We start from the raw sequence: 12,229 nt of genomic DNA, 5'->3' as shown, positions 1-12,229 counted from the left end.
AACGACGTTAACAAGGGAGATGAAATCATGAACCAATATGATGTTATTGTCATTGGTGCCGGGCTGGGTGGTTTGTCTTGTGCGGCCAGACTTTCTGCGTTGGGTTACCGGACAGCTGTGTTTGAAAGTCATACTTTGGCTGGCGGCTTTGCTACTGAATTCACAAGAAAGGGATATACCTTTGATGTCTCCTTGCACGGCGTCGGCGGACTCGAAGAAGGCAGCTTCGGCCGGATGTTAAAGGACTGCCATGTGGACCAGCAAATCGTTCCTCTACGCAAAAAGCATCCTTACTCCATTCGCTGGGAAGGACAGACCATTGATATCCCATCTGATGTGCGGGAGTACACGCAGCTCCTCAAAGGCATGTTTCCTGCTGAGACAGCAGCCATTGACAAGCTTTTCGCAGGTATTCGCCGTTTTGAGGCAGGCTTTTCTGCTTTTTCTTCCCGTACTTCCTGGCGTAAGATGGCGGGCCTGCTCAAAGCAGGCACCTTCTTCCGCTGGACGCAAATGACTACCTGGGAGGCTGTAAGCCAGTTTGGCTTGTCTGACCGATTCACGGAATTTTTCACCGCCCTATGGGCTTATTATGGTTTGCCCCCGAAGCGGCTTGCGGCCTTGTATTTTTTTATTCCTTGGATGGGCTATCATCTGGAGGGGACGTATTACATTCAGGGAGGTGCACAGGCCTTGTCCAATGCGCTGGTCGAAGCTATTCAATCAGCTGGAGGAGAAGTTCACCTACGCAGTCAGGTGTCTGAAATCATACTTGAACGCGGTAAAGCAGCTGGTGTACGTCTGAACAAAGGGGATGTATATAAAGCCAACTGGGTTGTGTCTGGTATCAGTCCTCATCATACCTATGGTCGTCTGCTGGAAAATCATAATGCCGCCCGTCGTGAGCTGGAGGCTGTCACCAAAATGGAGACTGGCACATCTCTTACTCAGCTATACCTAGGGCTATCATGCGAGCCTCGCGAGCTTGGGATCACCGAAGAAGACTTAATCCTATGTAACGAGCCGGATTCGGAGACGGATTATGAAGTCATGATGAGCGGCCAGTATACGAAAGGCAACTGGATGCTCACAAATTATAACGCCATGGACCCTACACTCAATGAAGCGGGAAAGGGTGTCATCACCGTTACATTTTTGGACAGATTGGAGAACTGGCCTAGCGCACGTCCCGAATATAAAGCCAAAAAAGAAGCAGTAAAACAGCAGATACTGGAACGCCTTGAACAGCTATACCCTGGTTTTAGCAGTAAAGTGGTAGTGGCAGAGTTGGGCACACCACGCACAATGCAGCGGTATACCGCTAATCCCGGCGGGGCTGTTTACGGCTTTGCGCAAACGGTGCGGCAGTCCGGTATACACAGACTGAAGCACAAATCAGCAGTGAACCGTCTGTCATTGGTAGGGGCCTGGACACAGCCTGGGGGCGGGTTTCAAGGAGCTATGAACTCGGGTATAATGGAAGCTGATCGTATCACCGCCAAATTGAGATAGGCAGAAAGGGCACGTATTTCTATTCATGAAACATATCAAACGCCGAGAACGTGAAAGCAGTGAGATTCGCCGCAAAATCATTGAGGCCGCCCGATCGCTCTTCTTGAACCAAGGGTATGCTGAAGTCTCTATGCGTAAAATTGCGGATCAGATCGAATATTCACCAACAACAATTTATCATTATTTTTCCAATAAGGAAGCAGTTGTCCGTGAACTGCTGTTAGAAGGGAATGCTTTGTTCCTGAAGGCTCTTCAGCAGCGCGTGGATGAAGCACAGGCAGCCGGACTGAACGCTCTGGACACACTGAAAACAGTGTCCGATGCTTATGTCCGTTTTGGCATGGCTAATCCCGAATACTACAACATCCTGTTTATCAGCAACCTTGAATCTGTAAGCTCGGTTAGCCTTATAGACAGTGGGAGTTTTAAAGGGTTTGAGTTGCTTGAGGGCGGACTCAAAGTCGCTATGGAGGAAGGGGGCATCATTCAAGGGGATGAGCACCTGATGGCTAGATCCGTATGGAGTATGTTACACGGACTAACTTCTCTTCTCCTGAATTTTGAGCTTCCTATGGCCAAAGCAAATAATGAATTGATTTCATTTACTATAGATACTTTTTTTCGAGGATTAAGCCGCTGATGCAGCGGCTCATTTTTTTGTGCTCCCACCCCGTACAGGCAAGTCTGCATACGCCGGCTCCTGTGTTAACGAAGTTTCAAATCTGAAAGCTGCTCCAGCACGGCTTCAATGCGACGTTTATCTTTTTTGAGCATCACGAGTTGTAAAGAAGCATGAAGCAGGTTTGAGATGCTAGCCCAAACGTCTGCTTCTAGACCGGGCAGAAGATCGCGCTGAATCATGATATCCAGCGCCTCGGTTACAATTTTCTGATGAAGCTCGCTACTGGATAGCCATTCAATCACCTGCTCAGCTGTAGGACGAGAGTAGGCGAAAAGTACTGCCCAGCCATCGACCGGATGATTGACCTTATCCCGCATCCAGTCAATGACCTGCGGTGAATGAAAATGCTGTAACTGCCCGCTAACGGTGTATCCTTCTAATTTTCCATCCTTTGCCGTATGCTGCATCAGATCATTATAAACATTTTCTAATCCTTCCTGTTCGGGCAGACAGCGGGCGGATAGATAGGCACGTGTCGAGACAAATGCTCTCTCAGCATGTATGTTATTTGAAGCGGATGAATTCCATGCTTGCGTGATATCCGTGTCCGGCTCCCATAAGGAGCGAACCCAGTCAGCAGCCCCAATACCTGCGGTCTCCCCAATAAAAAATGCCCATGTAGCGAATTGGGCCGGGTTACGCTGAATGCGCTGCTCCCAGGCAAGAAAAATATCCTTTGGATCATAGGCCTGAAAAGCCTGCAGTACAGCAGGATGATCTGCGCCATGCATGGTGGTGTAATGGATCAGTGTTTCCAGCGACCAGGCGGCATCCTCCAGCTTCATCGTACAGAACGTGTTCAACCAGCGCTGCCACAACTGCAGCGGTGGGCTGTCTAGTTGAATACCAAGCTCATCTGACACGTTAGACCAATCCCACAGCCATAACCCGTGTAAGGTAAGCATGGTTTCTATATAGGTAGGTAGACTTTCTGCGAGCAGCATGAACCGGTCCAACTCATGCTCATAACAGAACACTGCTGGCTCTGTTGCGGATGTCGCTCTATCAAGCAGGATCGGATCACCGGCACCGTTATAGTTTAAAATTAGATATCGTTGTTCGTCCGCTGCTGAGTCGGTGTTTTCTCCATAGGATGTAAAATAGCTTATATACTCATGATTCCAGCCAAATTCTCCTGTAATATCGTCAAGGATATTCGGTTTTTGTTTAAGGCCATTACTGCTTTCATATGAACAAGCCGGTTCATCGGCTACAATACAGTGTTGAGGGAGGCACCATAGCAAATGTAAGCTGCCACACCGCTTTATCAATTCAGACAGGGAGGCAGGCAAAGGGATTTGCAGCCGTTCCTCCAACTCAGTCAGTTCCTCTTCGGAAATCCCCTTCGTCCATTGGTATACTACGTCAGGCATCCCACCTTGTCTCAGGCGCTCAGCGATCCCTCCGAGCTTTTCTAAGATATGTGTAAAATGTACTCTCATTTGTATTCGTCCTCCTCTTACTCTACAACCTGGCAATGTTCTTTTTGCAGGAATGATAGAACTTCATCATGAAGTGCTATCGCTTTAGATTCATAAATGATCGCCACTTCGCGTCCATATGCATAATTGAAACGTACGTATCCGCCAAGAGACTGAAGAAAAGCCAAACAGATATGCTCGTTTTCAATCCATAGATTTATGTCAAAATGCTGTTTAAAACGCTGAGCCAATACCTGTATAGATGCTGGAGCTACTTGCAAGGCTTGATCGTTCGGATTGGCTGAACCGTAAGCTTCCGCCGTCTCCGGTGGATTAAATTGTAGAAATGTTGCAACTCTATCCAGACTGACAGGCTCGAAATAACGGGGGAATGGCTCTATTCTTCCGAATTCATCCCGTAGTATATGCTCTAGTGTATCTATAAATGGGGCTTGAACATCTAATGGCTTCATAGTAATGACCTCCGAATGTCGCGGTAGCCAAAGCAAGCCTTCGACCTGAGGATGCACCGCTAGAAAATCACCATCTATGGAGCTGCCGATGAACACGCACTCGCCCAGCTGTTGCGCGGTGATCGGACAGTTATCATTATGCGTCCACAGTTCGTAATCCGCATAGGATTGCAAAAGTTGAGGATCAGGTCGTTCAATCACCAGCAGGCCGCAATAGGTACCTGGCCCGTATTGGGTGAGAAATGAAGCATAGGGAATTGGTAAAGTTATGCCATAGGTATGTTCGAAATTTGTCAGTTCATCGGCAGCTACTGGCGTGTGCTGTGTGGAAACCCAATACATGTAGAATACACCTGCTTTCTGGCACTCTATCTATAGGGATGGAGTCCAAATGTAAATGAGAGATATGCTATAATTAGGAAATAAAATAGTTAAATATTAGTCTATCTCAATTATGTAAGAACTACAATTTGTGAGGGTATGAAAGGGGAGCACATCGTATGACATCGGGGGTACAGGCCTACATAGATCCAATTTTTGAGGAGATTGACCAGAGATACGCTTCTGAGCAAAAACGCATCGCGGAATTCAAGACCAAAAGCGTCCTTCACGAAGGGATTCATGAATACTTAAAAGTTACCTGTAAGAGCGACGGGTTATGGGTGGATACCTACGAACCGTTTGATTGGGATCATCGTAGACCAGATATGGATATTCCTGGTTTTACGGAAGGAGTGACGCTCCAGCAGGTGCAGGATGAATGGATGCCTGTGTTCAAAGAACGGATAGCGGCCCTGTATAATTCAGAAGAATTTAGTCCTATGTTTTTTCGTTATCGGCTGGAATTTCATCTAGAGGTGGTCTTGGAGAATAAGGCCAGTCATTTTACATTCTCGCTGTTGAACGAAGATAAGCGGCAGCATCTGTTAGCCACTATCGAACAGTTTGTGGAGCAAAAGCTTGACCCTGCCAGTAAAGCTATCCCGAAGGAAGAGGACGATTTTTTCTTAGTAAGGCACTTGCTTGATCCTCATTTGTACCCTATAGACGCCCAGCGGGTGAATGAGCTGTTGAATCGAATGGATGCAAAAGTGCAGGTTAGCCGTAAGCGAGAAGAAGCATGGAGGCATCAGCTGAGCAGAGGCTTAATGCATTGGGCTGAAGATGAATTTTTGGCCAAATACGCAGATCGGGAAAAAAACTACGGGCTGGAGTATACGGTGAGGCCCGATATTCTTCCTTCAGATATTCCTGCCCCCGCCATGGAGATGTTCCTGCTCACCGCGATGCGTGTGGGTTCGACCGATGCCGATGCACGGCAGAGTTATTTGGAGATTGCTGCACAACTGGGTTCAAATCAGGCAGCCGAGTGGCTTAAGAGTGGATCAGGTAGCATTCCAGCGTCATATACAAGTGAACGAGTCACCTGCCAAGCGAATGATATTTTGCAAACACTGGAGGTTCAGATTCGTTCTGAGGAAGAAGAGAGCTATAGAGAAGCACTCGTATATCTATGTGATATATTACGAAAAGGCTTTACTAAGGAATATGGGATGAAGTTCAAAAGCAAAGTGAAAAACTATCTACCCGTACCCAAGTTAGCCAAATCTGCATTACATCGTTTCTTTGCCAATGCACTTGAATACCCTTCGCTGCACCCGTTGCTGGCGGAATATGCCGAGACTGTGATGGAAGAATTCAAGTGGTACAACGATGTAGAGCCGGGGGAGAAGTCAGCAATGCCGGGAACCTATGCGGTGATGGGATTAGGACTTAAAGGAATGGAATATTTTCCGTTAGTGAGTCGTTATATGAAGCTAGTGGATAGTGAGCACCAGTCGGTGCAGGACGGTTACGCCGCTGTGTTTGCTGAGGCACATGGACTGACACCGGATACGATTCCCGTATGGGCGAGGATTCTTTTGGCAGGTAATGATTCTGCCAAACCTCTGAAATCGGCTGGCATTGAAAGTGCAGAACAGGCGAAGGCGCTAGTAGATGTACTTGAGAAGTTGGAAGACTACGAACAAGAGATGATCGTTTATCGTATATGGGGTGGTGCAAAGAAACTAAAAAACAGCCTGAAGCAGGCTGTCCCTGAGGTAAAAGAGATACTGGAGACGCTTATTCCATAAAAGCATCGTATTCATGATCATATTGCAGTCCCTGCGCAATGCGTTGAACATCCGGCTCGCTTCCACTGCGGCGCAGTACTTCAATAACATCTGTACAGTCGCTATCTCCAGCCGAGATTGCACGTGGTGGTCTGACAGACGGCCTGGACCAGTGCTTCTAGGCTGTCAAAAGTTTGTATACTCATGTTTGGAATGCTCACCCTTAGACGCTTGTTTATGCTGTAGTTTTTGTAATATTTTTAAGATGGCCTGGCGATTTTTCGCATCCTTAATGTACTTTGGAATGGAATGGGAAGCCGTGCGCATCATACCGGATGTGGGTTTTTCCCGCAACTCGGCAGAGATATAGGAGAGCAAATAATTCAGGTGTATCCGGTTAAGAGCCCACACCGGTTTCCCACGATAGTAATCAAGGAAATACAGCTGGAGCTGGAAAATAGGATCTTTCCCATTTTGGATCACGTCCGTATGCCATTCACGTGACTGCATACGATGCACCGGAACTTGATTACGTGTCTCACAGTGCGGACAGTGTATATTCGTATTTTTATGAGTAACCGTTCGGTCATCATGGATTTCAATATTAAAATATCGCTCGCAATGGCTGCATACACCGCGTGCATAGAATTTATACGATTCTGGCTGCTGAAATGTGTAGTAACAATGAGAGCAGCGAACAGCGTAATAACAGTCTTCTTTTGATTTGGAAATAAAAGCTTGGCCCTGACAGCGAGGACAGTGAACAGCTACCTGTTCTCCTCTCCAGATCACGGCGGCAAAGTCATATTTATATCCATATTCATCTTTGAAGCGTTTTTGCTCCATGTTCGTTCCTCCTTTTCGGAAAGAGCGTAAAAACGTACTTTTTATATATCGTATGTTATAATATTCCTTAACAACAGAATGGCTTAGATGGGCGGTCGGCTAGTCTCCTGTAAAGGAGGTGAGGCCCTGATTCTTTCCTTCCATAAAAAGAAATAGACCGCCCGTGGTAGGAACCGGTCTATTTCGAATACCGTGAACTTGCAGCCACCGCCCTTAAAAGCGGCTGTTACCAAAGAGTGAGGATGTTGACGCATCTTCACTCTTTTTTAGAATATACATCTTATTCCCATTTTAACACTTGAAAATGGCCTTTTCAATGTGCCGAAGGGTGAAAAGGCGAATAGGATGTGCAAAAGGAGAGGGCGAGCATGAGTATTTTTACAGGGCTGCAACGTTTGCAGATTCAGGCTTATTATGATGAAGAATTTCTTATAGAGCATCGTTTTGAAAATGGTAGGGGCTTTCCGCCTTCCTATATAGATTACGTCAAGACTCTTGGCTACGGGCGGTTATGTGGCGTATGGAACATCCATATTCCTCTCGGGGATCATCCGGATTCATGGCTTCATCGTTACCATGACTGGCGAGCTTGGTTTGATGATGTACTGGAATCGGAGGAGGTCTTACAAGAAGCGGCGTTGGAGCCAGATGGTTTCCCGGAATTATTGGAACATGCCGTTCCCTTCGCTTCCAGTGAAGAGGATGACCTGCTGGTCTGGGATATTCAATCGCCTGATAAACGGGGGGAATTCCCGATTTATGCTTTGAATCTGCGCACATGGGGCAACTTTCGGTATGCAGCCCCGGATTTGTATAGCTTCGTCGAAGCGCTGCTGGATAGAGAACGCGTAAAGTCGATTTTGGGAACACATCGTACACCATTCCCTTATACATTTGAACCCTTTTAAATCGTTAAAGAGCCACCCTGGTTTTCGAACTTTAAGGTGGCTCTTTAAGTTGCTATTCTTTTTGTTCTTTATGCTTGGGCTAAATATTGCTGTACCAGTTCATATCCAGCCACGCCCATTACAGGATATTGATTATATTCTTTTAGTTCCAGGTTGCGTACATATTCATCTCCGTAATACAGATGGCCCGCGCAATTAAAATATTTTAGCTGCTGTTGTTCCTCAGATAGAAGGCGATGATCGATAATGGGCCATACTCCCTTCGTCAGATTTTGGGTGGCGGTGAATATAACCTCGAACCTGCCCCGGTAATCTGTGAATGAGAGATATGTAGCTTCACCCTCGTACGCTTGATTCTGACCTATGGATAGAACACCAAAGGAGAACGCTTTTTTGAATCGACCATACAGTGCGCAGATCACCTGACATACCGCAAATCGGCCGTCATGCAGAGGGATAACAAAAATATCGCCTTCCTGATGTTTGATTCTCTTAAATACCATCGTCAGGCCAGCTCTTCCTGAAGGATCTCTGTTTTTAGACCTTTAGCGCTGGTAATTGTAATGCTAATCGCATCAAAACCGTTTCGCTTGGCCTCTTCAAAATCACACCGTTCGCCGCTGATCATCTCCAGCTGTCCGTTCTCGTCCACATCATCTGCAAACTCGTCATCCCAATCAACATTATAAAAAGCAGTCACGGTCACCTCAAAGGTATCCTCACCGTCATCGTCCAGATAAGGTAGCAGGGGAGTGCGATTGTTCTGCTGTTCTTCTGTATATACTTCACACAGTAGTGCATCGTAACCATGGCGAGTTCCATCAAAAATGACGATCTGCTCACCTGTGACTGCATCTTCTGCAATAATGAGCTGGGGCGCAAACTCTGTTACAGCGATCAACTCATCCATGAATTCTCCATAGTAAAAAATGTGGAATTTCGTATTTCCGGCCTGTGAACGGAGCTTACCTGTCCATTCTTGTTCAACCCATGCCTCCGGGTTTTCGGGTACAACCCAATCCTCCAAATAAGCAGGCCCTAATTTAGTATGCTGTGTTTCTGTCATTTATAGCGTCTTCCTTTCTTTTCGTTTTATTATGACATGGACAGGGTAACGATTTTGTTGTCCTCATCCACATCTACCTTCACATTTACTCCGAGCTTGTCCTTAAACAGCTTACTGATATTAATATAATCATCCTTCACCGGCCTACTTGAATTACCAGTGGTGCGAGTCATTCCAGCGGTGATGATAGAGCGCACGTAGGTTTTGTCGAGGCTGGCATCAGGATTGTAAGTATAAATAACCTGTTCCTGTTGGTTGTAATAATGGGTTAACTCCGTATAGTCGTTGGCGTTCTCATACTGTTTTTCCTCACGTACATACTCAGGATGGTCCATGGTATAGTGGATTCCCCCATCCAGAAAAGGATTTTCTTTGGAGGGCTTGAGTTCATACTGTCCATAGGCTAGCTGAAACAGATACTCTATGCCTGAGCCCTCTGCCTGATAGTAGAGCTGACGATGGTCCCCATTTTTATCTATTGCGGTATAACTGCTGATTAAAGGCCAGGCATCATATTTTTTACCCTTTACCTCAAGGGCCAGCTTGTAATGTACAAGCACCTTCTCATTTTGGAATAATCCAAAGCTGCTCATAATGAAATAGGCAGGCACACAAATAATTCCGATAATCAATATGAATATAAATATTCTTACACGCATAAGTAGAGTGATTCTCCTTTGGTTGTCGATTATGTGGACAGCTCACGCTGGGCAGATGCACCGAATTCCTCATGTTGCAATAATTGCTTCAGCGCATGTTGTGCGAAAGGGTGGGCTTTATGTGCGCGGAGCAGTGCAAAAGCGGCCCCCTTGACTAAGATATATGTATCACTGCGGATTAAGTCCAAAGCTATATGTAGCTCTGCTTCTGAACAAGGCATCCATGCCAAAGTTTGTAAAGCTGCGTTCCGTACATCATCATCTTCATCAGGCTTGGACAGCAGCTCGCGAATTCCTCGCATGATCATCGGCTGCTGGCTCTGATCCGCATATAGCCCGATGACCTTCAGCGCTTCTATACGAAGCAGATCATCCTCAGATGATTGCTGCACAAGCTGCAAAAGGAATGCGATGGTGTCCCCCATGGGCTGGGGTATAGCTGTTAATTCGCGTAATGAGACCAATTGATCTTCATACGATAGTGTAGGGAAAATAGATAAGAACGTTTTTCCGTCATCATCAGTTTGTATGGACATATACCCCCCTCATTTCTTAGCCAGATTACTTTTTGACATTGTGTATTACCTACTCTCGTTGTCTGTAGTTCGATAAAGCTTCTTCCGTTCCGCCACCCTCTAGCAGCACCATAACCGCATAGGAAATTGTATCAATCCAATCGTCAAGCGTACTAATCTGCTCTACGGTCAGCAGGTGATTTCGCTGCAGCATACCATCAGGATGCAACGCCCATGCCCGTGTATATTGGCAAATCCCCCACAGAGCGGATATAAGCTCCCGTTCTACGGACGGTTTCTCCAACTCATCTGCCAGAACTTCAATGATAGTCATGAGCTCATGAAAATTATCCTCGATCAGTTCTCCCTGGAAGGGACGAAGCATCCCTAGAAATCCGCTTCGCATTTTGGGATGCTCCAGATCATCATGAATAAAAGAATGACAGTGCAACAGCTCACGGGCTTCTTGTTTATTCATGAAGTTCCGTAATCTCTGCACGGATACCTCTGCACAGAAAGCTGCCTGACAGCCCTGACAAGGCATCGATGTCAACGACCATGTCTGCTTCTTCATAGCGGAAATCGAGCTGCAAGATGATATTTTCTGTTTCTACAGGGGTTAATACATGCTCTTTGGTTTCCAGAAATGTAAAAGTCACTGCATAGCGTGGAATATCTTTGGCTGGAGCCTCAGGGATCACTGGTGCCTCAGCCGAAGGTTCCAGATCCGGTGATTTAGGAACCAGCACGCTAGCGGGGGATAGCTCAATTGTCAGTGTAATCTGGTCTTTCGTCATATTGGCAGCCGTGATTCGGTCATAGTGAAAAGGTGGAAAATAGCCGAGCTTTTCTACAATGCTGTCTGCACCTTGAATAGAAACGGTTGGAGAGAAAGCCAGTTCCAGTCCGATGGACCCTGTCAGTTGGTCTTCATATTCTGGATTGATACGGATATGGACCTGTTCCGACTCTACCTTCAAAATCGTACCTATAAAATACTGTTTGCCATGGATCAGAACAACATCATGCGGAACGAACGGCAGAGCTCCTCCCGCTTGATAATGAATGAGATATTCGTTTTCTTTTTTTTCAGCCTTTTGAACTTGAATTTGCATAAATTGCAGCCTCCTAGGGTTAATGGGATGACGGATTGTTTAAGTGTGTGGTAAAGGATACGGAGTCCACGATTGAAAAACATACTTCATATCCGGAGTATTCTTTTCGAGCATAAATGGAAGAATATCCATAATGGCACGTGCTTTACTACTAGCATAAAAGTTGCGCGAGCTGTGTAACAGTTTGGTTGCCTTTATCCACTGGCTCAGCTGCATCATAACGTCTTCGACGATTGTTTGGTCGATACGTTCATAAATGTCCTGACGGATCGAAACAAGCATCCCGCAATTGTTGGGGGATTGACCCATAGGGTCATTGGACAAAAGAATGTAGACTTCCGGCGTTGTCCCTTTGTTATAGGACGATTTGATACTGGGAGCCTCGATAACCAGCATCAATGGAGTCAATTCATTATCGGTTACAATGCGGAGCAACTCCTGCTTGTCCCAGCGGATCTTACCGTGTTTGGCTTTCTTGGATTGATAGACAGACACACGGGTATTGCGGATTCCTGATATGTTCAGGAGCGTTTCAAAACAATCGAACAGGTTAGTAAAGCACTCTTCGGCAAACAAAGTGTGCTTCTCCGATAAGGAACCTGTCATTATGAAATTATAATGTAGATTGTTAACCACAAGCATCCATCCTTTATTCATGAATTACCAATTCTCCTACCATAATATATGACATGGTGATTGAATTCACCTTTTGCGTTATTCGTTAAAATCGTTTGGAAACCAGTTCAACTTCGCGTATACTAGGAAAGTCATATATGGAACGGCCTGAGCCGCCTTGCGGCCGTATGTTGAGTTACATGAACAGATTCAACGATAACGGATATGCTCCCTTCCTGAAAAGGGGAGAATGAGAACCGATACAAAAATGGGAATTCTGAACTATGGAACGATAGATGTCAT

The 12,229-nt window shown here is 46.0% G+C and carries 14 protein-coding genes; 4 read left to right on the top strand and 10 right to left on the bottom strand.

Annotated elements, in window-relative coordinates; translation table 11 throughout:
* The first annotated feature begins 27 nt into the window (after window positions 1-27).
* Window positions 28-1,512, top strand: a complete 1,485-nt coding sequence (locus EGM68_RS23885; RefSeq protein ID WP_129550144.1) for a phytoene desaturase family protein — start codon at window positions 28-30, stop codon at window positions 1,510-1,512.
* 25 nt (window positions 1,513-1,537) lie between these two features.
* Window positions 1,538-2,152, top strand: coding sequence for a TetR/AcrR family transcriptional regulator (locus EGM68_RS23880; protein ID WP_013373502.1), 615 nt, complete (start codon window positions 1,538-1,540; stop codon window positions 2,150-2,152).
* A gap of 65 nt (window positions 2,153-2,217) precedes the next feature.
* Here EGM68_RS23880 and EGM68_RS23875 read toward each other — a convergent pair whose 3' ends face one another.
* Both EGM68_RS23875 and EGM68_RS23870 read right to left on the bottom strand, forming a co-directional pair.
* Window positions 2,218-3,636, bottom strand: a complete 1,419-nt coding sequence (locus tag EGM68_RS23875; RefSeq protein WP_129550143.1) for an SMI1/KNR4 family protein — start codon at window positions 3,634-3,636, stop codon at window positions 2,218-2,220.
* A gap of 17 nt (window positions 3,637-3,653) precedes the next feature.
* Entirely contained in the window at window positions 3,654-4,430 is a 777-nt protein-coding gene (locus EGM68_RS23870; protein ID WP_040102675.1) for a hypothetical protein, read from the bottom strand.
* Between the two features lie 158 nt (window positions 4,431-4,588).
* Between EGM68_RS23870 and EGM68_RS23865 the strand changes: the two genes are divergently transcribed.
* Window positions 4,589-6,223, top strand: coding sequence for a DUF6138 family protein (locus tag EGM68_RS23865; protein WP_129550142.1), 1,635 nt, complete (start codon window positions 4,589-4,591; stop codon window positions 6,221-6,223).
* A gap of 165 nt (window positions 6,224-6,388) precedes the next feature.
* Here the strand turns inward: EGM68_RS23865 and EGM68_RS23855 are convergent, their stop codons facing one another.
* Window positions 6,389-7,048, bottom strand: coding sequence for a hypothetical protein (locus tag EGM68_RS23855; protein ID WP_129550141.1), 660 nt, complete (start codon window positions 7,046-7,048; stop codon window positions 6,389-6,391).
* Window positions 7,049-7,416: 368 nt separating this feature from the next.
* On the opposite strand from EGM68_RS23855, the gene EGM68_RS23850 reads away from it, so the two are divergent.
* Window positions 7,417-7,956, top strand: a complete 540-nt coding sequence (locus EGM68_RS23850; RefSeq protein ID WP_129550140.1) for an SMI1/KNR4 family protein — start codon at window positions 7,417-7,419, stop codon at window positions 7,954-7,956.
* A gap of 68 nt (window positions 7,957-8,024) precedes the next feature.
* On the opposite strand, the gene EGM68_RS23845 is transcribed toward EGM68_RS23850, so the two are convergent.
* Genes EGM68_RS23845 through EGM68_RS23815 form a run of 7 tightly spaced genes read right to left on the bottom strand, consistent with a single transcriptional unit; the run spans window position 8,025 to window position 11,968 of the window.
* On the bottom strand, window positions 8,025-8,459 hold the full coding sequence (locus EGM68_RS23845; RefSeq protein WP_013373496.1) for an immunity 26/phosphotriesterase HocA family protein: 435 nt from the start codon (window positions 8,457-8,459) through the stop codon (window positions 8,025-8,027).
* Between the two features lie 2 nt (window positions 8,460-8,461).
* The gene (locus tag EGM68_RS23840; RefSeq protein ID WP_064961642.1) at window positions 8,462-9,022 is read right to left on the bottom strand and encodes a hypothetical protein; all 561 of its coding nucleotides are present in this window, start codon (window positions 9,020-9,022) and stop codon (window positions 8,462-8,464) included.
* 29 nt (window positions 9,023-9,051) lie between these two features.
* A complete protein-coding gene (locus tag EGM68_RS23835) occupies window positions 9,052-9,681 on the bottom strand; it encodes a hypothetical protein (RefSeq protein ID WP_064961643.1) in 630 nt (209 codons plus the stop codon).
* A 29-nt stretch (window positions 9,682-9,710) separates the two neighbouring features.
* Complete coding sequence (locus EGM68_RS23830; RefSeq protein WP_129550139.1) at window positions 9,711-10,217, bottom strand: HEAT repeat domain-containing protein; 507 nt, start codon at window positions 10,215-10,217, stop codon at window positions 9,711-9,713.
* Window positions 10,218-10,266: 49 nt separating this feature from the next.
* Window positions 10,267-10,674, bottom strand: coding sequence for a hypothetical protein (locus EGM68_RS23825; protein ID WP_025677547.1), 408 nt, complete (start codon window positions 10,672-10,674; stop codon window positions 10,267-10,269).
* Window positions 10,667-11,311 carry an immunity 50 family protein gene (locus EGM68_RS23820; RefSeq protein WP_129550138.1) on the bottom strand — a complete coding sequence of 215 codons (645 nt, stop codon included), beginning with the start codon at window positions 11,309-11,311 and terminating at the stop codon, window positions 10,667-10,669. Before EGM68_RS23820 ends, EGM68_RS23825 begins: the two co-directional genes overlap by 8 nt.
* A 39-nt stretch (window positions 11,312-11,350) precedes the next feature.
* Window positions 11,351-11,968: a hypothetical protein gene (locus EGM68_RS23815; RefSeq protein ID WP_129550137.1), complete on the bottom strand. Its 618-nt coding sequence runs from the start codon at window positions 11,966-11,968 to the stop codon at window positions 11,351-11,353.
* Window positions 11,969-12,229 lie beyond the last annotated feature (261 nt).

The sequence above is a fragment of the Paenibacillus sp. M-152 genome (assembly GCF_003856555.1).
Classification (GTDB): domain Bacteria; phylum Bacillota; class Bacilli; order Paenibacillales; family Paenibacillaceae; genus Paenibacillus; species Paenibacillus polymyxa_C.
Note: the sequence above shows the minus strand (reverse complement) of the source record. Positions and strands in the feature narration are given on the sequence as shown.